The 22,399-nt window shown below is 39.3% G+C and carries 18 protein-coding genes; 8 read left to right on the top strand and 10 right to left on the bottom strand.

Going from position 1 to position 22,399, the window contains the following annotated elements; translation table 11 throughout:
- The first annotated feature begins 412 nt into the window (after nucleotides 1-412).
- On the top strand, nucleotides 413-1,369 hold the full coding sequence (locus tag L2764_RS10310; RefSeq protein WP_248940133.1) for a DMT family transporter: 957 nt from the start codon (nucleotides 413-415) through the stop codon (nucleotides 1,367-1,369).
- Between the two features lie 85 nt (nucleotides 1,370-1,454).
- Here L2764_RS10310 and L2764_RS10305 read toward each other — a convergent pair whose 3' ends face one another.
- From L2764_RS10305 to L2764_RS10295, 3 genes are all read right to left on the bottom strand, one after another.
- A complete protein-coding gene (locus L2764_RS10305) occupies nucleotides 1,455-3,539 on the bottom strand; it encodes a bifunctional 2',3'-cyclic-nucleotide 2'-phosphodiesterase/3'-nucleotidase (protein WP_248940132.1) in 2,085 nt (694 codons plus the stop codon).
- 281 nt (nucleotides 3,540-3,820) lie between these two features.
- Nucleotides 3,821-4,285: a fucose-binding lectin II gene (locus L2764_RS10300; RefSeq protein ID WP_248940131.1), complete on the bottom strand. Its 465-nt coding sequence runs from the start codon at nucleotides 4,283-4,285 to the stop codon at nucleotides 3,821-3,823.
- A gap of 286 nt (nucleotides 4,286-4,571) precedes the next feature.
- Nucleotides 4,572-6,626 (bottom strand): TonB-dependent receptor, encoded by a 2,055-nt coding sequence (locus L2764_RS10295; protein WP_248940130.1) that lies wholly within the window; start codon nucleotides 6,624-6,626, stop codon nucleotides 4,572-4,574.
- Nucleotides 6,627-6,935: 309 nt separating this feature from the next.
- Here L2764_RS10295 and L2764_RS10290 point away from each other — a divergent pair, with 309 nt between their 5' ends.
- Nucleotides 6,936-8,117, top strand: a complete 1,182-nt coding sequence (locus L2764_RS10290; RefSeq protein ID WP_248940129.1) for a DUF3103 family protein — start codon at nucleotides 6,936-6,938, stop codon at nucleotides 8,115-8,117.
- An 806-nt stretch (nucleotides 8,118-8,923) separates the two neighbouring features.
- Here L2764_RS10290 and L2764_RS10285 read toward each other — a convergent pair.
- Nucleotides 8,924-9,193, bottom strand: a complete 270-nt coding sequence (locus tag L2764_RS10285; RefSeq protein WP_248940128.1) for a hypothetical protein — start codon at nucleotides 9,191-9,193, stop codon at nucleotides 8,924-8,926.
- A gap of 94 nt (nucleotides 9,194-9,287) precedes the next feature.
- On the opposite strand from L2764_RS10285, the gene L2764_RS10280 reads away from it, so the two are divergent.
- Both L2764_RS10280 and L2764_RS10275 read left to right on the top strand, forming a co-directional pair.
- Nucleotides 9,288-9,977: a polysaccharide biosynthesis protein gene (locus tag L2764_RS10280; protein WP_248940127.1), complete on the top strand. Its 690-nt coding sequence runs from the start codon at nucleotides 9,288-9,290 to the stop codon at nucleotides 9,975-9,977.
- 66 nt (nucleotides 9,978-10,043) lie between these two features.
- Nucleotides 10,044-10,631 carry an MATE family efflux transporter gene (locus L2764_RS10275; protein ID WP_248940126.1) on the top strand — a complete coding sequence of 196 codons (588 nt, stop codon included), beginning with the start codon at nucleotides 10,044-10,046 and terminating at the stop codon, nucleotides 10,629-10,631.
- 36 nt (nucleotides 10,632-10,667) lie between these two features.
- Here the strand turns inward: L2764_RS10275 and L2764_RS10270 are convergent, their stop codons facing one another.
- A complete protein-coding gene (locus L2764_RS10270; RefSeq protein ID WP_248940125.1) occupies nucleotides 10,668-11,408 on the bottom strand; it encodes an SDR family oxidoreductase in 741 nt (246 codons plus the stop codon).
- A gap of 194 nt (nucleotides 11,409-11,602) precedes the next feature.
- Between L2764_RS10270 and L2764_RS10265 the strand changes: the two genes are divergently transcribed.
- Both L2764_RS10265 and L2764_RS10260 read left to right on the top strand, forming a co-directional pair.
- A complete protein-coding gene (locus L2764_RS10265; protein WP_248940124.1) occupies nucleotides 11,603-12,430 on the top strand; it encodes a LysR family transcriptional regulator in 828 nt (275 codons plus the stop codon).
- Between the two features lie 242 nt (nucleotides 12,431-12,672).
- Nucleotides 12,673-13,644, top strand: a complete 972-nt coding sequence (locus tag L2764_RS10260; protein ID WP_248940123.1) for a conjugal transfer protein TraF — start codon at nucleotides 12,673-12,675, stop codon at nucleotides 13,642-13,644.
- A 51-nt stretch (nucleotides 13,645-13,695) separates the two neighbouring features.
- Here L2764_RS10260 and L2764_RS10255 read toward each other — a convergent pair whose 3' ends face one another.
- Both L2764_RS10255 and metJ read right to left on the bottom strand, forming a co-directional pair.
- Nucleotides 13,696-14,424 (bottom strand): sulfite exporter TauE/SafE family protein, encoded by a 729-nt coding sequence (locus L2764_RS10255; RefSeq protein ID WP_248940122.1) that lies wholly within the window; start codon nucleotides 14,422-14,424, stop codon nucleotides 13,696-13,698.
- Between the two features lie 144 nt (nucleotides 14,425-14,568).
- Nucleotides 14,569-14,883, bottom strand: coding sequence for a met regulon transcriptional regulator MetJ (gene metJ / locus L2764_RS10250; RefSeq protein WP_248940134.1), 315 nt, complete (start codon nucleotides 14,881-14,883; stop codon nucleotides 14,569-14,571).
- Nucleotides 14,884-15,091: 208 nt separating this feature from the next.
- On the opposite strand from metJ, the gene metB reads away from it, so the two are divergent.
- Nucleotides 15,092-16,252 carry a cystathionine gamma-synthase gene (gene metB, locus L2764_RS10245; RefSeq protein WP_248940121.1) on the top strand — a complete coding sequence of 387 codons (1,161 nt, stop codon included), beginning with the start codon at nucleotides 15,092-15,094 and terminating at the stop codon, nucleotides 16,250-16,252.
- 123 nt (nucleotides 16,253-16,375) lie between these two features.
- Complete coding sequence (locus L2764_RS10240) at nucleotides 16,376-18,769, top strand: bifunctional aspartate kinase/homoserine dehydrogenase II (protein ID WP_248940120.1); 2,394 nt, start codon at nucleotides 16,376-16,378, stop codon at nucleotides 18,767-18,769.
- A gap of 104 nt (nucleotides 18,770-18,873) precedes the next feature.
- Here L2764_RS10240 and L2764_RS10235 read toward each other — a convergent pair whose 3' ends face one another.
- The 3 genes from L2764_RS10235 to trhP all read right to left on the bottom strand — a co-directional run bounded on the left by L2764_RS10235 (nucleotide 18,874) and on the right by trhP (nucleotide 22,178).
- Nucleotides 18,874-20,394 carry an APC family permease gene (locus L2764_RS10235; RefSeq protein ID WP_248940119.1) on the bottom strand — a complete coding sequence of 507 codons (1,521 nt, stop codon included), beginning with the start codon at nucleotides 20,392-20,394 and terminating at the stop codon, nucleotides 18,874-18,876.
- A gap of 110 nt (nucleotides 20,395-20,504) precedes the next feature.
- A complete protein-coding gene (locus tag L2764_RS10230; RefSeq protein WP_248940118.1) occupies nucleotides 20,505-20,756 on the bottom strand; it encodes a YfhL family 4Fe-4S dicluster ferredoxin in 252 nt (83 codons plus the stop codon).
- A gap of 42 nt (nucleotides 20,757-20,798) precedes the next feature.
- On the bottom strand, nucleotides 20,799-22,178 hold the full coding sequence (gene trhP, locus L2764_RS10225) for a prephenate-dependent tRNA uridine(34) hydroxylase TrhP (RefSeq protein ID WP_248940117.1): 1,380 nt from the start codon (nucleotides 22,176-22,178) through the stop codon (nucleotides 20,799-20,801).
- Between the last annotated feature and the right edge of the window lie 221 nt (nucleotides 22,179-22,399).

The following is a 22,399-nucleotide window of genomic DNA, read 5'->3' as shown; positions in this document are numbered from 1 at the left end:
ATTGCGGTGCGCCAAGTCAGCGAAATAAGCTAAAAAAGGCGAGTTGGGACGATGATTACAGGGCAAAAGTTTTCTTTGGTTAATTATCCGACAAAGTATGCTCCCGCCCTGCATTGTAGGCAGTGTTGTTCTGATCATTTCTGTTGTGTTTCCTTTGTATTTAGGTTCTGGTTTCATTCTTGTATCGAGTGTGTTGATGATTAAATTTACATGGAATAATAATAACTTTGTTGAAGCTAATGAATGTTGATTATTGGTGTGGTTATTGTTTTTAATTGCGAGTAGTTGATAGTGGACTGTTTCATTTGAGTAGAGTGGAGGCCTATTTATGTACTCTAAAATAATGAGTGAGTGTTGTATTGGCGGATACTTCTGTAATCTATGGGACTGTCCGTATTGAGGAGTTTGACTTTTGGATCTTCGTTATTTCAGATTGGGGCTTTTTTTTGCATCTATTGCGGTGTTGTTTTGGGGGATTTTACCCATAGCCTTAAAACTATCCGTGAGTTTTATTGATCCTGTGACACTCACATGGTTTCGGTTTTTTGTGGCATTAGTGATTAGTTTGTTTGTGCAATATTTTTCGGGTAAGTTGGCAGAGTTTACTCAATTAAATCGAAAAGATTGGTGCATTTTATCCATGACGGCAATTTTTTCGATTTGTAATTATGTGTCGATTGTGTATGCCTTAGAATATTTGTCACCAGGAGAAGCGCAGCTTAATTTTCAAACCGCGCCTTTTTTCTTAGCCTTAGGTGGCGTGATGCTGTTTAAAGAGAAATTAAAGCCTATTCAGATAGCCTGTTTTGTCACTTTGGCTTTAGGTATGATCATGTTCTTTTATCAGCACCTTGATTTTTCAAAAGATAATAACACATCGATTTTGTTTGGTATTTTGATTGTTCAATTTTCAGCATTATCATGGTCTTGTTTCGCTTTAATGCAGAAGTTTATGAGTAAAAAACTATCTCCTAATAATACACTCCTATTTATTTATGGATTTGGTATTTTTGCTCTGCTTCCTTTTACATCAATGTATTCTTTCACCGCTATGACATTAACGGATTGGTATATTGCTATTTTTTGTGCGTTTAATACGTTAATTGCCTATGGGTGTTTTGCTCAGGCTATGCGCTACTGGCCAGCTTCACAAGTGGGTTCTATGGTCGCCTTGACACCTATTTTTAGTTTTCTAGCCACTTGGGGAGTGGTCGAAATGGCTTGGTGGCCTGATGTTTTTCAAAGTGATGAGTTGGATATAATTGCTCTTTTGGGCATTGCACTGGTTGTAAGCTCTGTTTTAGCGATGCAATTATTAGTGCGTTTCTTTTCAGCGAGATTATCTTCAGTCCCCATTTCTGAGTCATGATATTTCGCGCTTGATGTTTGATAATTACTGATGATAAACAAGAAAAGGCGTTAATCTTCTTCTCTTGCTTATCTACTTTGCTTCTCTACTCTACTGTGATATCAGTAGTTAAATCGATTTGATATACAGCAAATCCAAGCTCATCATTATTGATTTTTGTCATACTGCGTTGCTGATTTTCATCAATAAAACTGTCTGCTTTTGTGCTATCTTGAGTTTCAAAACGAATATCCAGTGTGGTATCAGTTGCAATGGTTTTGAAACGCCAATTATTATCGGCAACAGAGGTGACTTCTCCATGTGCTGAGGTTTGTGCTGTTATATAACGAGCAAGAACATCTCTGTTTTCATCGGGTAATTCAAGCACGATATTATTTACGCCTGTCCCAGCGAATTTTTCACCAAAGGCGCGATAGTTATTGGTGGCAACAATAAAGTCCATGGCAGCAAACTCTCCACCAGTGTAGTGATAACCCGTTTCATCTGTATAAGTTAAGTCAACAATACGTGCTGCATTTTCTTGACCTGAAACAATTTGACAGTCACTGTCATATTTACTGGGCTGGGTGATATCGATTTGATAGGTTACGCCGTCAATGACATCAAAGTTATAGGTTGGATGGTTATTCCAATTGATGAGTTGTTGAGTCGTTTCATTCTTTGGATTGATTTGATTAAATAGATTTGCACTGCACTCTAACCAATCTTTAAGTTCGCTACCATTGATTTTAAGTGCGACTAACGTATTGGGGTAAACATATAAGTCGGCAGCATTTTTATAGGTTAAGTCACCCATGTCCACTTGTACATATTGCTCACTGTCACTGGTCGTACTGTGACGTCCGCCAGCTTTAAAGGGCGCGGCGGCAGAGAGTACGGGTAGATGGTTAAGTGAGCTAATATTGGCTATTTGCTGTTTGACTTTATCAAGTTGCGAGTCAGAGACAATTTGTACACTGGGATCGTCTTGGACTAAAGAAAGGAAGCTATAAATGTTGCTCGATGCTTTACCTATGGGTTGCTCAACAAATTCCAGTGTGCCAAGGTGGTCAATTTCAACGGCTTGACGAATATCAAGACTGGCTTCTACTTGTGCTTTATCTTGATAAATAGGTCTTGACTCTGATTGGGAATCCTCAACAATCCATTTGCCATCGCTGCGTTTAAGGGTGAGATCGATGATGCCTAAATTGTCTCCCCAACGACCTGGCATGACAGCAGGAACGTCATTTAACGTGCCTTTAATAATATCGGTATTATACAAGCCTTCATATTGCTTATCAGGAAAAATGGCATGGCTATGGCCAAATGCGATGGCATCGATCCCTTCGACATAGGTTAAGGCAAAGGTGGCATTTTCATTTTCAATGTCATTGACCTTTATATCGTAGACAGATCCTATCCCTGAATGAGGAATGGCGATAATAATGTCAGCGCCTTCTTTTTGCATGATAGGGATGAATTTTTCGGCCGTTTTAACAATATCATCGACGCGTACTTTACCTTGCAAGTTTTGCGCATCCCACTGCATTATCTGTGGCGGAACAAAGCCAATATAACCAATTTTTATGGTTTGTTTATGACCTTTATTATCTAGCACTTGTTTTTCTTTTATGAGATAAGGCGTAAATAAATTATCCCCTTTTTGAACCTTATCCCAGCATTCATAGGAATCACAGTAAACATTCGCATTGATGTAGGGAAAGTCTGCACCTGATATTGCATTTTTAAGGAAGTCGAGGCCGTAATTAAATTCATGATTACCAATGTTGCCAACAACATAATCTAGCGTATTCATTGCTTTATAAGCTGGATGTGTATCACCGCTATTGAGTCCCTTCTTAGCGATATAATCACCCATCGGACTGCCTTGTAATAAATCGCCATTATCGACTAAGACCACATTTGTTTTTTCATTACGGGCTTCATCAATTAAACTTGCCGTTCTTGCTAGGCCTATGGTTGGGTCGTCTGTACCCAGATAATAGTTGAAATCCATGATGTTACTATGTAGGTCACTGGTCTCTAAAATACGCAGGGAAACTTCAACTTGATTACTGCTTTCGTTGTCATCATCATCATCACCGCCGTGACTGTAATCATCTAAACCACAAGCCGTTAAACTCAACGTGGAGCAGATGAGTGTTGCCAAAAGTTTTTTGTTTAACATATCCGTTGCTATACCCTTATTAGAATTTAAAGCTCATCTCGCTTGAGCTTTGTGTAAACACTGTTTGTATATTGTTTTATTTATGTTTGTTTTTTGAGTGATGAGATAGTATCAATGTTTTTTGTTTCAATCTCTGTTTAGTTGTTAATTGTTATTAATTTATTGGTTTGTTAATTTTTAATTCTTATTGACTTTAAGCGGGGAGGTATAGAGGGTAATGTGAGTGTATAAGACATGAAAAGGGACTGATAACAGTCCCTTTAGAGTATTAAAATATTAATCTAGCCTTTTTTATCGAACCAAGTAATGACGGCAAAAATATCATTGTAGTCATAATCACTTGAATCTTCGCCTGCAAATTGAAAGGTTTGACTGACTGTTGTTCCCCAATCATTTGTAATCGTTGCTGTATCGGTAAGCACTTCATTCATATTGGAAAAAATGACCGTATATCGCCCCGTACTGGGAGCAATGAAATCACCAATACTCTTATTATTCAGCTCTCTGGAATAGACTGTTGTTTTTGCAATAAGATCGCCTTCAGGGCTAACAATCTCAATGCCGGGATTTCCGGCAGTTTGAGAGGTGATATACCATGAAACCGCTCTTCCTTCTACGATCGGAATTTCAAATACACATGTTCTGGCCTCACAGGTACTTTTTATGCCAATATCATGATCAGTGGCAAAACTAGTGTGACTTGCAAGGAGTAAAGCGGCAGTAGACGCCATAGATAAAAGTTTCATAATTAACATCCTTATTAGGTTACTAGACTGCTATTTTGTTTTTGGGTAGTGTAATGGGTTACCCTTTTAGATTTATGTAGCACTTTACATATAAGTGAGGGCTACGATTCTATTTTAGTTGCTTCTCAGCAATCATGATCGTTTATATATAGATTATTATGAAGTAACTGGATGTCACTTAGTGATAGAGAGAAGTCGGTAATAAAAGAAAAATCCCTGAGCTTGGAGGAAAGCTCAGGGAGGGAAATGGTCAGTGATTGAGCCCCCCTAAGTTAAGTGTTGCAGATTAAAAACGGTACGCGCCAGTGACCCACGTTGTTAGACCCATACCGGGCATACGCGAACCGAAAGCGATATCTGAACTTGATACACGATTGTAGCCGGCTAGGTGATCTTCATATTCGGTATCAAAGAGGTTATTAATTCCTGCTCTGACAGTCCAATTCTCTACATCATAACCTGCTGATATATTTATTAGCGCGTAACCTGCCGTTGTTTCTTCAAGTTGGGTTTCAGAGACCTTATTTTGTGCAGCATTTGCAACACCTTCAAGTCTTCCTATCCAATTTCCTTGTTGAAAATTAAGCCCTAAACTGGCTTTTAGTGGGGCGATACGATAAAGATTATCATCGATGTCTCTGCGCTCACCTCTCACATAACTGCCGAGTAAGTCGATTTCCCAACGTCTTGATAATTGGTAATTTGCTGTTAGATCCATGCCATAGAGTAAGGCATCAACGTTACTAAATTGCATTGGGTGATCATCCCCCATCATGGCAGCGACTGCGATCACATTGGGATCCGTTGCCGGTGTACCTTGAATATAGTTATCGATACGATTAACGAACGCTCTTGGGCTTATTTGCCATTTGTCTTGATCGTAATCAACCCCTAGTTCGAGCTGATAGGCCGTTTCTAAATCAAGATCAACTTGTCCGACATAAGTGCGACCATCAGCAAGGCCACCCGTGGATTGCATTGGTATCCATAAATAACGCTCTTGATAACTGGCGGCATCTTGTTTACGTGCTAAGCCAATGATCCCAGTCCATGCATCATTAAATTGATACTGGCCATTAATGGTTAAATCGAGTCCGGTTTGAACTTGTGAACGGTCGCTATTATTAAAATCATCGACGAGGGCTTGAACCGCTGTCATGCTGCTGGCCATTGAACTATTAATGGTGCCTGAATCGGTTCGATAATTTTTAATTCTGCTACCAAACTGCCAATTCCATTGGCCAATATCTTGTTGCCATTGCGCAAAGATACTGTAGACATCATCTTGCACATCGTTAAAGTTATCGATGTAAAAACTGGCATTTGTGGGATCACTAATAAGAGAGTTATGTTGACTTAATCGAGCATCAAGACCCAATAACCACGCATCTTTTGCGATAGAAATTTCACTGTCGAAACTATTGCTATCGGCATTATTATATCTTGCGCTTGATGTGTCGGGTTTATCGCGTAGGCTGTAGTTGTCCATACCATGCTTAGCATCACTGTAGGCCATATGCCAATTAAGATCCCAGCTATTGATATAATGCTCACCTTCGACTTTGAAACGATGGTCGCGAATAAAGTCAATGTCCATCGGTAATGCAGGCGTACCGGCATTAGTGGTTTCTAAAAATTGATAACCAAAAGCGATAGATTCATCATTGATATTGTTATCACTCAAGTTGAGGCGATATTCACCTCCGACCATGGTTTTATTGTAAGTTGTGGGGTTAATACTGTCGCCATTACCCGTGGTAATATCGGTGTTACCTTTTAGTTTATCGACATAAAGTAATACTGCTTGATCTTTATTGCCTAGATTGACTTTCCCCCCTAGGTTTCCTCTATCGCCATTGGTTTGATATTGAGCGGCAACTTCTCCGGTAGTATCATCAAAAGTTGCTTTTGATTCAATAACTTCAATGTTACCGCCTAAGGTGTCTATGCCTGCTGATACAGGGGCTATACCCCGTGTCATACTGAGCCCTTCGGTTAAAATTAAACTGGCATAACTCAGAGGAGTATCCATGGCATTCGGGCCTGCACCCGCAAGAGAGACACCATTAATTTGAGTATTAACTCTATCTCCAAATAAGCCTCGATATTGTGCTATGCCTGTTAGAGGTCCGTTACCATTGACTGCAGCACCGGGTAACTTATCGAGTAAGTCACTGACATCAATTTGCGGAATAGAGGTGGATGGATCAGCAATACTGAAGTTCTCTTGAGGACGACCTTTAACTTCAATGACTTCCATTTCACCTTCATCGGCAAAGACTGCGGAAGGAAAAATTAATGCTGATAAAATAGCAATAGATAAGGAAGATAGACGCAACATGATAATAATATTATTAAATTGTTTTTAAAGTGCTGTGTATATTCTCAGTCCAAAATCATATTGGCAAAGTTTAATACGCTAACTGCGACAAGCTGTCGCAGTTTTTTTCTACTAAATTGTAGGAAAAAAGGAACTTCTTCTAATTTTCAACGCCTTTACACAATTTTAATATTTGCGTATATAAGTCAAAGGTCTAATTGTAAGTTGGTTTTTTATTGGTAAAAATCAACATTATAGTTATTTAAATGTTAATTATTGTTTCTTTAAGGTGTTTAAACGTGATTTAGATTAATAAAAAAGGAAGTCAGTATGAAATTGATGTCAGTTGTTATGTTATCTTTAGTTTCTAGTGTAGGTGTGGCTACGTTTACAGCTCAAGCCCATTCTCTTGAAATAAACCGTATCCATGAAATGCCCAATGAGTTCGCTTCCTTTCACTCTGTCGCACAAAATAAAAGAGAAATAGCCCAAGCATTGGCTAATGAATATCTCAATATGGGTGATGCATTGCAATATCAAATCAATGAATATCAATTGAGTATTGATCTTGATGAATTAGCGGGGATATCGCTATCGACTCAATCCAATATTAATCAGCATAATATTCAAATAAAGCAGCTTAAAGGTATTTCATCTCATCAGAAAAATAGCGAACAAAGTATTATCAAATTGCGCTTGGCAGATGAAAGTATGTTAGCAAGGTTACATGCAGGGGAAGCACCTTTATTTTCTTATGCATCGGGTGATGAAGAAGAGGGGAATGTAGAAGCATTTGATACAGATGGGGGGATCCAGTATTTAGATGCTTACCGTCTGCCCACACAGCCGGTGTTTATTGTTGAGCTAGATAAAGCGGAAACGATGAAAGAGGGCATTAAAGCGATGAATGAGGTTTTTGATAGTGCGGATAAGGAGGTCGTCAATTTATTACTCAATCAACCTTTTTTTGTTGCCCCAGAGCCTATGTCTATGACGGTGATTAAAAATATAAAACTTAAAGATATTAAAGAGTCGTGGATATCTGGGCCAGCAGAAGTGTATGCGATTATATCGGGAGTGAGCGCTGCTAGCGCTGAACTGACACCTAAAATAGAAGTGGTTGAATTACCTTATTTAGATCATGCTAAAAAAGAGTACACTCCCAATCAAATTATTGTGCAATGGGATCATTATCGCTGGCAAGCCGTGGATATTCTTTTGATGGAAAGTGATGATAATATGAATTATAAAGTCTTAGCAACGGCACTACTTGATGTGGCCACTCAGGTACTACAATTAATTCCTGAGGCGGGTACTCAGAGTGCTGCTGTTATTACGCGATTAACCAATGCTATTATTCAAGCGATGCCGGATTCTTGGACCACGAATGAAGATGACTACCTTGATGTTTTTTATACTATTTTAGAAAACCAAACTTATAGTGAATACCATGGAGCAAGTGATAATGCCAAGATCACCTTAGAGCCTTTGGTTATTCAACCGAGACATTAACTATTATCGATAACTGATAATAAAAAAATTATTTATTATCATTTAATTATAAGGTTATCGTTTATGGGGTTAGTTTTTAATCTCTAATTTTGGTTGAAAATGTATGTTCTTAGAGCGTGTAAAATTATTTAATCCAAGGCGAAGTATTGAAAGGATACTGAAATGGATGATTTTATATACTGCTAACAGGCAGTCTTTTTAAATAAGAGGAAAGCTTTTTATATTATGAATTTAATTAAGTTTTTAATGGCTGTGTAAATAATATACATATATCGATATGCTATATTTTAGCTGTGAATAATCTTGATGATAAAGCAATGCACTTAGTTTTAAGCGAGTCAGCTGATTTATTATTATACTCAATGCTATTGATGAATTTAGTACACAGGTTATGGTATGTGTAAGGTGAAACTTCGATTCGCATATGGCTTAATATTACTCAGCTTTTCGATGGGGGCTGGCTCGCATCCCGTTCCTTCTCCTTTTTATTTCATTATTCCAATTTCTGTATTTAATCCTTATTCTTACCCAAGACCTTGCCCTGGTCCGTATGATCTGGCTCCGCATGGAAGCCAATATAGCCCGTAAGGAGGGAATTTCATAGTTGCCATGCTCATTCTAATTGATTGAATTTTATGATATTACAGTGTTATCGGTATGATTTGTAGCTTCACTTTAAAGTGATAGCGATGTAAGTATTGGTAACCTGAACTTGGGATATGCTGTTTTGTTTTATATGGTCGACTTTATTTAATCCGATTTCCGATCACATAAAGTTCTTTGAATGAAGGTAATATAATAGGATGTTATATGTTCAAGTACTGGAAATTAGGATCAATATGTACTTTATTATTCGTTAACTTTACCATTAGCGCTGAGCCTGAGTTGCGATCAATATCTGAGGCGATACCAGACCCCAGACCTGTTCCTAAGCCAGAGCCTGTTCCAGTACCGAGCCCAGACCCCAGACCTGTTCCTAAATCAGAGCCTGTTCCAGTAAAGATCCCAGAACTCAGACCTGTTCCTAAGCCAAAGCCTGTTCCAGTGCAGATCCCAGAATCCAGACTGGTTCCCAAGCCAGAGCCTATTCCAGTGCCGATCCTCAGATCTGAGACAGAGTAAGGATTTAAATAGTTAACATTGAGCATATTGTAAGGTTGGGAGTCGTGAATGCTTAGAATGAGTGATGGGGAGCAAAACTATTTATTTAAGGCTTTTGTGCTTGCTTTATTTCTGAGTGTATTAGGCTTTTTTTTCACTTTTATTTATAACATAGTGTTATCACGTATGTTAACGCCACAAAGTTATGGCAATTTTAAAACAGCAGAGTCCTTTGTGCATTTGGCGCAAATGATTGTATTGTTGGGAGGCAATTTTGCGACTTTTAGTGTTCTCCCTAAGTTTATGGAGCAAAATATTGATTTTATGGTGTGGCGATACTTACGTTTTTATATGATGATAGGGATTATTGTTTCCATGTGTTTAGGGGGGGCGGTGATCATTATTGAGTATAATAATACGAACGGATTAAAAGATGTTCATCCTATATTATTTGCTATATTTGCTATATTTGCTATTCCTTTTGCCGCAACATTAAGATTGTTACGTGATACCGCATTAATAAAAAAAAGGTTGATAGTTGCTTATATTCCTAAACAATTAGGCTATCCATTACTTATTTTACTGGTATTGATTGTTCTTAATTCTATGAATATAAAGTTGACCTCTAATATTGCCATTAGTGTTGTCGTAGTATCTTATATATTATTAACGGTGATTGTTTTTTCTGTCATGAATGTTAGAGATCATGGAGAGGGAAAAATGTCGGAAAAAAGCTTATGTTTTATCGACATTGGTTGATCTATGCCTTTCCTATGATGTTTGTGTTTGTTTTAAATATGTTACTTTCACAAATGTGTATATATATTGGACATTTTTGGCACTGAAAATCAAATAGGGTATTTTGCTGCGTGCTTTACTATTGTACAAGTTTTCCTTGTGGGCCAGTCGAGTGTTGCTGGTAATATTCAGTCTCATATGTCTACCGCCCATGAAAATGGTGTGGCAGAAATGAGCAAAGTGAACGGGCAGGGCGTACGGCAATTATTTGTTATTTCATTTTTGCTCAGTAGTATCATAGTGATATTTGGTGAACAATTATTATCTGCTTTTGGTAAAGGATACAGTGATTACTATTTAGCATTAGTGATTATGGTATTGGCGTATTTTGTTCAATCAGTATTTTTTTTACAGCAAGCATGGTTGCGACATTCAGGCTTTTCTAAACCAGCGCTTTATGGTGCGTTAAGTGCCGTTTTGGTTAATATTATTTTATTGTTTATTGCGATCCCTTTATATGAGGTTATGGGAGTGGCGATAAGTATTTTAATTAGTTTTCTTTTTATGATATTGGTGAATTCTATTTTAATGAAGAAATACTTAGGCTTCTATGGTTGGGCTTTACATTTAAGAGATATTCGTTTAATTCGGCGGGTTAAAAATCAGCCTCAATAATATTGTTGAGGCTTGAGTTATTCAATCGTTTATATATTAAGGTTGCTGGCGAGTCGCAGCAATAACCATTTCTCTCACACAGACACTTTGTGGCTGTTCATAAGCAAAGAGTGCGGCATCAGCGATGGTTTTAGGTGCGATTACTCCACCCATTTCATCTTTCCAGTCACTATATCCGGCTTTTATTTCATCATTAGTGGTATGGGACAGTAAATTAGTTTCGACCGCACCTGGAGAGATAGTGATAACGCGGACATCATCCATAGCGACTTCTTCACGAATATTTTCTGTTAACCCATGGACTGCAAATTTAGTGGCGCAATAAGCAGCATGATTAGGGAAGGTTTTAAAGCCTGCAATCGAACTAATATTAATAATGGTGCCAGTGTTACGGGCTTTCATATCGGCTAGCACTGCGTGGATCCCATTCAGTACTCCCATGACATTGATATTAAGCATACGAGTCCATTCCATAGGCTCCTGTACATCAACTTGCCCCAGTAACATGGTGCCAGCATTATTAATTAATGCACCGACTTTACCGTATTGTTCTTCTGCAGTGGCAATAGCCTCTTTAATCGAAGTGGCATCCGTTACGTCGACACTCATGCATAAAGTATTATTAAGCTCAAGTGCTTGCATCGGTTCTAAACGTCTGGCAAGTAACAGTAAAGGATGGCCTTTGGCATGAAAGGCTTTTGCCATGGCAGCGCCTATCCCTGATGATGCACCGGTGATCACAATAAGGGCTTTTTCTTGAGTAAGTGAGTTAGTCATTGTTTTTTCCTATATGAACTTTAATCATGTCTCTCCCTAGAGGCTTAACGTTCATTTGAATGGAAAGGTAAGTCTTTCTAGCATAGAGTGATTGAATGAGACTGAGTATAGGATGTTAGTCGAGGCGGGAAAAATACTTATTTTGATTGGATATGATAGGCTCAGCCTATTATAAACTTTAGGGAATATATTTTATGATTGATTTACGTTTATTGCGCTTTTTTATTGCTATTTTTGAAGAGAAGAATATCACTGCAGCGGCGCAGGTTTGTCATGTGAGTCAACCCTCTCTTTCAGCAGGATTAAAGCAATTAGAGGAAGAGCTGGGAGGGGCGTTATTTTCTCGGAGTAAAAGAGGTGTGCAAGCATTGGATAGTGCTCATTATCTTTACCCATTAGCCATCAAACTGGTGGAAGAGGCGCGGTTATTGCCTAAATTATTTCAAGAGAAAGCCACTCGACAAAAATTACGTATTGCGGTTATGCCTGATTTAAGCCAAGGGCGTTTGGCGATTTTTTTGAAAAAAGTGGTTGCAATGGTAGCGCGATTAGATCTTGAATTAGTCGATTATCATAGTCCTGCGGATTGCCGTTTAACCTTAGATGCGTTACGTGAAGAAGATGAGATATTTTTTCCTTTATGGGAAGAGGATTATGTCCTTTGTGTGCCTACTGAACATGAGTTTTCAGCACTAAAAAGTATCAAAGCTGAGCAATTACATGGTTTTGACTTTATTGAGTGTCCTCCTTGTGAAGCTCATCAACAGACCATCGGCTTACTAGCTTGCAATAATATGTCATTAAACCTTGTGGCAAAGGCTGAATCTAAATCCTTAGTGATGTCTTTGGTGTTAGCTGGATTTGGAATAAGTTTTCTTCCCGATGGCCTAATAGAGGATGAGCCAAGATTAGAACAAGTGCCTTTTGATGGACCGAGGATGTTTCGCCGTATTGGCTTATGTTATCCAAGTCATCAAAGTGTTGCGCCCACATTAGCCACACTAGTGAGAGAATTGTCTTAGTTTTTTTAACCATTATATACCCGTGATACTTCAAGATGCAGGATTCAGATAAGGCTGAGGTATTTTTTATCTCACATTCATTTTTTTTGTTATAAAATTAGAGAACGCAAATATGAGCATTGAGTCTTTTTTAGGATGGATGTAGCTTGCTTAATCTCATTTGTCCCTAAGCACCTTCTACGTTGCATGGGAATATAAGGATGATATTTACTTTTGGGTAGATTGATTGCAAGGAAGGAAGAATGAGAATATATGGCCAATACTGGTTATTAATGGGGTTGTTTTTTAATTTTTTATTAAGCTTTATGGCTCATTCAGAGTCCATTATCGATGAACATATCCGTTATTTTCAACCTAAACTTATCGGTTTTAGTGCTGATCCTTTTTCTGTGGATTCGAATTTCATGCTAAGGATGTTACCTTTTTACCAAGGTATGACGACCGTTAAAGAGGACTTTATTTCATGGGGGGGGGATGGATTGTCGATAATATCGTCCAGATACACAATCTATAACCGCGGATTTTATGATGGTCATTCGTCATCAGTGTCTTCTATATTACCCTCTAAATTTTGGGGGACTCCTGTGCACCCACCTGCAATTGAGCAAGTGACGGAAAAAGTTATATCAGTTAGGTTTCCTTTGTCTATTGTTGATATGCCGGTGAGCGTTGGAGTGGCGCCTAAATTTAGACAGACTCAAGTGGCTGTTAGTTCACACCATAATCAATTAGCTTACGAAGGGAGTCATCAAGAAACTGAGGCAGAATATAAACAATCCGTTACTATTGATGTTCAATTATCGATGATGCTTGCTGATGGGTTTCTGTTAGATGTCTCAGCTTATAATTTATTATCTCAGCCTAATTTACTTATCGAAACCGTGAATGAGCGTTTGAGCGCTCCCATGTTAACGGCGGGAATGGCTTATGATTGGAATCGTATTCATTTTTCTACGGATATTGATCTTAATCAACATCCCCGTTGGGATGAAGAAACGCAAAGTCAATTTTGGCGTATAGGGGGGGGGATGAGTATGTTTGACTGGATTGATGTTAATGTTGATTACCGCTATGACGTGCAAGGTAACCAAGATGATATATATTCTATGGGATCAGAGTTTCGGTTTGGTGATAAGTTTTCTGTTGATTTTTCAGGAGTCTATAGTCAATCAAATCACATCGAAGGACTGCTAAGAACATCATATGACTTCTAGTCTTCTTATTAGCGTTATCGTAAATGGCTTATGTTTTTAGTTAAATTCTTATCATTTTAACGCCATTAATGATTCTAAGATGACGATCAATGCGCTGGCACTGCAAAGCAAGAGGCTACCGACTCGAACGCTGTTTTTGTTGATGTGTGTAGCCAGTTTCCTTGCGGTGAAATGCCCTAGAATAACCGCCGGCAGTAACAGTAATGCTGAGATTAGGTCATCTAAAGTGAATAAGCCCGCTATGGCTAATATTACTAGTGAAATCAGTGAGCTGAAAACAAAAAATGCCGATAGTGAAGCACGAAATTGCTTGGCTTCTTTGTTGGAAAATAATATAGCGAGTGGTGGGCCACCGATAGCGGCAATATTGCCAAATATGCCCGATAATGTTCCAGCAATAAATAAACTTAAGCGGTTGATGGGAAAATGTAGTTTGATGATATTTAGCCCGACGGCAATGGCGACAATACCGCCAATGGCCAAGCCTAAAATAGGTTTAGGTGCCCACAGTAACAAAGCCGTCCCTAAAATGCCGCCCGGAATTCGTCCCAGTAAAGCAAATTCTAATCCTTTAAATTCAAGGTGCTGCCGTTCTTTTAGTAGGGTTAATAGTGCAATAGAGAATCCAATCATAATCACAGGAGCAGGCACCATAGCAGGATCAATGAGGTAAAGTAGTGGGCTTGCGACGACGGCTAAGCCAAACCCAATAAGTCCTTGGGTTAAGGCACCACAAAAGACAATGAGCAAAGCATAAAATAATGTGAGGGGATCGGGCATATTAGAGTCTTACATCCATACGGGAGAATAATGACAAGGTCTACATTGTACACTTTTTAAGTCGTGTGAGGGAGTGACATTCTTTTACTCATTGTAAGGTAAAGCAAAGAACGCCAATGAGATCTTTGCTATCAAGAATCGCGCTTATTCCATGTCTTCCCATTCTATGCCCATTTCATTCATCAGGCGTTTGACTTCAGCGGGAATACTATCAGGTTTATCTTTTGATAAATCCTCATCATTTGGAAGAGGTTGGCCTGTGTAGGCATGCAAAAATGCCTCACATAGTAATTCGCTATTAGTCGCGTGGCGAAGATTATTGATCTGACGACGCGTCCGTTCATCCGTTAATATTTTCAACACCTTTAGTGGGATTGAAACGGTAATTTTCTTTACCTGTTCATTCTTTTTGCCATGTTCGGCATAAGGGCTAATATAGTCGCCATTCCATTCAGTCATTAACTCACCTAAAATTTCATAATTCGGGGCAGATTTTAACCCTTTACGAAGTACAGTCAAACTTTGCCTTTAATTTAACGCAATTGAGATTGGATTTCTACATGTTTAGACGTCTAAATGGCTAAGACTTGGTTGACGACAGCGTTTTGCTTAGGTACATTTAGACGTCCAGACATCCCTTTATAAATTTGTTGATCAGGAGTAGTACATGACAGACCAAAAGCTTGCCACTTTAGCAGTGCGTCAGGGCATTGAATCTGATACACAGCACGGGGCTGTTGTTCCCCCTATTTACCTATCAACTAATTATTCTTTCGATGGTCATAAAAATCCGAGAGATTTTGATTATAGTCGCTCAGGTAATCCTACTCGCACCATTTTAGGTGATGCCATTGCCAGCCTTGAAAAAGGTGAGAGTGGAGTCGTGACTTGCACGGGCATGGCGGCGATCACCTTAGTGGTCAGTTTATTGGGGCCTGATGATTTATTAGTGGTGCCTCATGATTGTTATGGTGGTAGTTATCGTTTATTTACCAATTTGGCTAATAAAGGGCAATTTAAGTTATTAGTCGTCGATCAAACTAATCCTGATGCGCTTAATGAGGCCATCGCTCAGCAACCTAAATTGGTGTGGTTAGAAACGCCTTCTAATCCTTTATTGCGTGTGGTGGATATTGAAGCCATCGCAACTGCCAGCCATAAAGTGGGTGCCTTAGTGGCCGTTGATAATACGTTTCTATCGCCGATTTTACAGCAGCCATTATTATTAGGCGCTGATATTGTGGTGCATTCCACTACTAAATATATTAACGGCCATAGTGATGTCGTGGGGGGGGCCGTGGTGGCGAAAGATCCCGATCTTAGCGAGAAGCTACATTGGTGGTCAAATACCTTAGGGTTAACAGGCTCAGCCTTAGATAGTTATTTTACCTTGCGCGGTATTCGCACATTAAGTGTTAGAGTGCGTGAGCATCAAGCTAATGCGCAACGCGTTTTAGCTGTATTGACACAAAGTGAAGCGGTGTCCCATGTATATTACCCAGGGCTGGCGTCTCACCCTGGGCATGAAATTGCGGCAAAACAGCAGCAGGGTTTTGGTGCTATGCTGAGTTTTGAGCTTGCAGGGGGTGAACCTCAGTTAGTGGCCTTTTTAAAGGCATTGAAGCTGTTTTCTTTAGCTGAAAGTTTAGGGGGCGTTGAAAGTTTAGTCGCCGTGCCTGCAACCATGACTCATCGAGCCATGGATCCGCAAGCCCGTTTGGCGGCTGGCGTGAAAGACACGCTTATTCGGTTATCGGTAGGCATTGAAGATGCTGATGATTTAGTGGCGGACATTCAAGCGGGGCTCGCTGCCGTCGCTGCAGTTTAATGGCTTTTTGTTACATCGTTTTACTATTAATGTCAGTGATTGAGAGTTGAGTCACTGACATGGACTATTTACTCTTTGTAGATTGTATGCCGTATTAATTGAGTTGTTGTAAAGGAGTTATCCATGGCACGTTGTCACTTACACAAATTTGGTGGCTCCAGTTTAGCGGACGCGGATTGTTATCGACGTGTGGCGCATATTTTATTAACCCATGGTCATAGTGATGATCTTGTGGTTGTTTCTGCTGCAGGCAAAAGCACTAACTTTTTGTTTAAACTGTTGTCATTGAAAGCAACCAAGCAGCTTTGGCAAGAAGAGCTACATAACCTGATCCATTATCAGCAAAATTTAATTGAGCAGTTATTATCGAGTGGCTCAGCTCGCAGTTTACGGGAGCGTTTATCCACAGATAAAGCCCAGTTGATGAGTTTACTGTCTTTAGACAATATGAATGAATACCAAAGTCATCAAGTGGTGAGTTTTGGAGAACGTTGGTCAGCCCGTTTATTGGCGGCATTATTACGTGGATCCGATGTGGCGGCCATTGATATTGATGCCCGTACTTTATTGATAGCCGATGAAGGTGCTGTTCCTCAAATACAAATGTCAATATCGCGTCGACGTGTGCAAGATTTACTCGCCGACCACCCTAATGAGCGTATTGTGATTACTGGTTTTATTTGTGCTAAAGCAACAGGTGAAACGTTATTGCTGGGACGAAATGGTTCCGATTATAGTGCGACTTTAATTGCCAGTTTAGCCGATATTGAACGTGTGACTATTTGGACCGATGTAGAGGGAGTGTTTAATGCCGATCCCAATAAAATTAATGATGCCAAGTTATTAAACAGTTTATCGTTAAACGAAGCCGATCGATTAGCTCACTTAGGCTCGCCCGTATTGCACAATCGCACCTTACAGCCTTTATTCAATACTCAAGTGAGTTTGGCAGTGCGTTCAAGTTATGCACCTCATACTGATTTTACGCTTATTGCGCCAAAAAGTTCATCGGCCAGTGCGCCAGTTGTCACCAATTTGAGCAGCGTTTCATTATTAAATATCCGTTTTAAGGGTAGGTTATCGGCATTGTTGAATGATTTTAAACGAGCAGAATTAGCGCCTCTGGCATATTGGTTACAGACTCAAGATAAAGTAGAGCTGGCTTTTACCCATGAAAATGAAAAACAAGCTCTGGTATTACTTGAGCGCTTAAGTGCTGCCTATTTGATTACTGATGTCACAGTGCGTACCGATTTTGGTTTGGTCGCGCTTGTGAGTGCCGATGCAGGATTATATCGTCGAGGATTTGCGCGGCTATTAAGTCGTGATGCTAAGCCACTGTTTAATGATGAACTCAGTTTAGTCACCTTAGTGCCTCCGTCTCAGGTGAATTTATTGACGCAAAAAGTGCATCGTCGTTGCGCGGGTCCCCGTAAACGTATTGGGGTGTTATTACTGGGAGCCGGCAATATTGGTTCGGCTTGGATAGACTTATTTAATCAAGCGCAAAAGACATTAAATAAAGAACTGGAAGCCAGTGTTGAGCTCATTGGCTTGGTGAGTTCTAAAAAAGCGTTGATTAGTAATGATGAAATTGATTTAAATCAGTGGCGTTCACAATTTGAGAAAGAGGCGAATGCTTGGAAATTTGATGATTTATTGACTGCTTTAGATGTCATTGAATGTGATGAGCTTATTGCTCTGGATATCAGTGCCAGCATGGAGTTAACTCTCAGATATGCTGATTTTTTTGCGCGCGGCATCCATATGGTGAGCGCGAATAAATTGGCGGGTTCCGGTCCGTTATCTTTTTATAATGAGTTAAAATCACAACTTGGCAATCGTCGATTATTTTGGCGTTATAACGCCAGTTGTGGCGCGGGATTACCCGTACAGCATGCCTTAAATGATTTACATCATAGCGGCGATAGCATTCAAGCTGTTGGCGGCATTTTCTCTGGCACTTTATGTTGGCTATTTGAATATTTTGATGGAGTTAAACCTTTTTCTGAGTTAGTCCTTGAAGCAAAAGCGTTAGGGCTGACAGAGCCTGATCCTAGAGATGATTTATCGGGCCGAGATATGCAGCGTAAGCTATTAATATTGGCTCGTGAAATTGGTTTGTCATTAGAACTGGATGATATTACCTTGCATTCATTGGTACCTGAGACATTAGCGACACTGCCTTTAGCGCAATTTATTGAGCGAATTAGTGAGCTCGATGCGTTGATATTACAGCAATTTGAAGCAGCGAAAGCACAAAATCAAGTGCTGCGTTATGTGGCAGCCTTGGATGATGTTGATGGACAATTAAAGGCCGAAGTGAGCCTGCAATGGGTGGATGTCAGTCACGCCTATGCCAATTTAACCCCTGGGGATAATGTGTTTGTGATCCAGAGTCAGTTTTATCAAGACAATCCTTTGATTATCAGAGGACCAGGTGCGGGACGAGAAGTCACAGCGGCAGCAGTGCAATCGGATTTAGCGCATATTTGCCATGATTTATTGAAAGAATAGAGTGTCCGCTAAACCTTGTTGTAGATAAAATAATATATGACGTTAAGTTTATAAAGCAAAGGGTTTATTAATAGCCCTTTTTATATTTATTTAATAGATTCCATCTAATTTTCTATCGACTTTTGATTGATTAATAAGATATAAAATAACATTGAGATAATGATATAAACCGTATAGTAAAGGTAATTAGTATCAAGATATAAACCCACTAGGTTATACATAATGACAAAGAACATATAGGTAAATATCGCCCATGCAGAATAGAAAGCATGGCGCAGAGATTGTATTCGACATTGAGTATTGATATTGCACGCATAAGTAATAAAAAAGACTAAGTGTAAAACAAAAGCCACTGTGAGATTTTTGAGCCCACATAGTAATAAAAAATAAGAGAGGAAGATAAAGATGAGTAATGAGCAGAGTTTTGAGTAGGGTAATATACGGACAGGCAATCCCTCAGCAGATTGCAGCATTTTAGTATACGCAATAGGGAGTGCGATACAAGATATAATGATAAAGGTTGTCGTTAAGCTTGCAATGAGTTGCCAGTTTCGAAAGAAAACAATGAGAATGAGTGAGCAGATAAAACTTAAGGATAGTGCTCGTCGTGAAAATTGTACTTGTATATCCCTAGAGCCAAAAAATGCTGGCATCTGTTTATATTTGACCATTTCATTAAGTTGTCGAGAAGCGATCCCTAAGTACATTAATCCGCTGCCCGTTGGACTGACAATAGAGTCCGCATATAAGGCAATGACAATCATGTTAAGTCCAAGTATACCTGCTAATTGGGCTAAAGGAGATTCAAATTTGAGACTGGACCAGCCATTGGTTAACATTTCATGAGGAAGAGCACCAATAAAGGCAATTTGTAAAAGTAAGTATATGATGAGAACAATGAGGACACTGAACACAAGCGTAATCGGAATATTTCGTTTTGGATTATCAAGTTCGGCACAAAAAGAGACGACTGCTTGAAAGCCGAAGAAAGAATAAAAGATACCACTCGATACGATGGCGGTAAAAATACTGCCAATACCGTAAGGGATTATACTATCTTTATAGGCCGTAAAATTAGTACTATCGAAGGCGTTAATAATGAAAATAATGGCCACAGTGGTTGGGAGAATGACCTTTATCCAAGTAATCACATTATTTACGCGAGATAATAAACGAATGCCCCAAAAGTTGACTAATAAATAAAATAACATAAATAGACTTGTTAGACCCATTCCAAGCAGTGTTATTTGCTCATTTTTAAAAAGATAAGGTGTCCATGATGCATAAATACTCGCAATATATTGGGTTGAAGCCATGGCTTCAGCTGGCACGATAATGAGACCGAGTAACCAGTTGGATATGCCTGTAACAAAACCAAAATGTTGATTATGAGATAGGCTAATTAAACGGGTGAAAAGGCCATTAATTGGATGTTTTATTGCAATTTCTGCAAGTAATAATGCCATACCTAGCACTATAATAGCACCAATGATCCAAGATAATATTGAAGCGCCCCCTGCTATTTTGGATGAGTAGTAAGCGGCATATAACCAACCGCTGCCTATCATAGTGCCAACACTAAAAAAAATAGTTGAGAGTAAACCCGGTCGATTTGTTTGAGGCACTTTGTTTACTCCCTAATTTTAGGTTACCATATTGAAAGGAAGAGGTTGTATTACTAGGTATAGTGATTTTTACGGGCTTAGCAAGATTGAATAAGCTTACAGTTTTCGTTTTAGAATGCCTCTGTGATCATGTGATATTTTATGAGTAGCTTGTCTTGTGTTTCTTTGTGTGCCGGATCGGGCACGATACAGGTAATAGGGCAGACTGAACGACAGGTAGGTTTATCATAATGCCCGACACATTCAGTACACAATATGGGATCAATTTCATAAATGACTTCACCTAGCGTGATAGCCTGATTCGGACACTCAGGCTCACACATGTCACAGTTGATGCATTTATCGTTGATTAATAATGCCATGATCTTTTTCTGCTATTCGTTTTTATACTGTTCGTTTTGTCATTAACCTACTTGCTGATGTGGATTGCGGGTATCTTGCCCTTGAGGTAAGTTGCGAAGTAATACGGCTTTGTTTACACTAATATTTTCAGGTAAGGCGAAAAAGACAAAGTGACCCGAGCCTAATCCTGCCGTTACCGTTTTTCCTTTTCGATTTAAAAGCGTGTTTATGGTGAGAGTGAGGTTACCTTGAGGGGTCATCATTTCAACACTGTCACCCACTGAAAATTTATTTTTGACATCGACTTCCGCCATGCCTAACTCATTATACTTCCCAGTAAATTCGCCGACAAATTGCTGGGTATCACTTATCGAGTAGCCATAATCATAGTTTTGATATTCATCATGGGTATGACGACGCAGGAAGCCTTCGGTATAACCTCTATGGGCTAAGCCTTCTAAATTATTCATCAAGGTGCGATTAAAGTCTTTGCCAGCAGCGGCATCTTCAATGGCTTGACGGTAAAGTTGTGCGGTGCGCGCCACATAGTAAAAAGATTTAGTGCGCCCTTCAATTTTCAATGAATCGATACCCATTTTTGTTAATCGCTCTACATGTTGGATCGCGCGTAGATCTTTAGAGTTCATGATGTAAGTACCGTGCTCATCTTCAAATGCGGGCATATATTCACTCGGACGCTCCGCTTCTTGTAATAAGACTATCTCATCACTGGGTTGATTTTTATGTTGGCGCTCGCCTAAAGTGGGTGTATGGAGTTGAACATCAGGGTTGACTGCAATAATGTCGCCATTGTGGTTTTCTTTTGCGGTATGGACATCGTATTTCCAGCGACAAGCGTTCGTGCAGGTACCTTGATTAGGATCGCGTTTATTGATATAGCCCGATAATAAGCAGCGGCCAGAATAGGCCATACAGAGTGCACCATGAACAAAAACCTCGAGTTCAATATCGGGGCAACGTTGACGTATTTCTTCAATTTCATCAAGGGATAATTCACGGGATAAAATAACTCGTTTAATGCCTTGTTGCTGCCAAAATTTAACTGATGCCCAATTAACAGCATTGGCTTGCACTGATAAATGAATGTCTTGCTCAGGAAAAGCCTCCCTTACCATCATAATAAGACCAGGATCGGACATAATAAGTGCATCAGGCTGCATGTGAATGACTGGCAGCATGTCTTTTATATAAGTTTTAAGCTTACCGTTGTGTGGAGCAATATTACTCACGACATACAGCTTTTTATTCAATGCATGCGCTTCTTTAATGCCTATTTTTAGGTTCTCCAAACTAAAGTCATTATTGCGGACTCTTAAGCTATATCGGGGCTGTCCGGCATAGACCGCATCGGCACCATAAGCAAAGGCGTAATGCATATTTTTTAACGTACCAGCAGGCGATAATAACTCCGGTTTAAACATAATGACCTCAATGAAATAGTACTTACAAGGCAGACTACAGTGGGTTAACTGTAAAAGCCGCAGAATCCTACTTTACGTTTGAGGGGGAATCAAATATTTCTGACTTATATTTAAGCATAATGGGACTTTCTTTGATTAAGATCAATAAGGTGTTTTTATCCTAGCGTTAAAAAGCGTTGCGATATTTTTTACAGGGTATCATTCTTGATGATTAGCACCCT

It is taken from the genome of Shewanella surugensis (assembly GCF_023284005.1).
Taxonomy (GTDB): Bacteria; Pseudomonadota; Gammaproteobacteria; order Enterobacterales; family Shewanellaceae; genus Shewanella; species Shewanella surugensis.
This window is presented reverse-complemented; position numbering and strand designations above follow the sequence as displayed.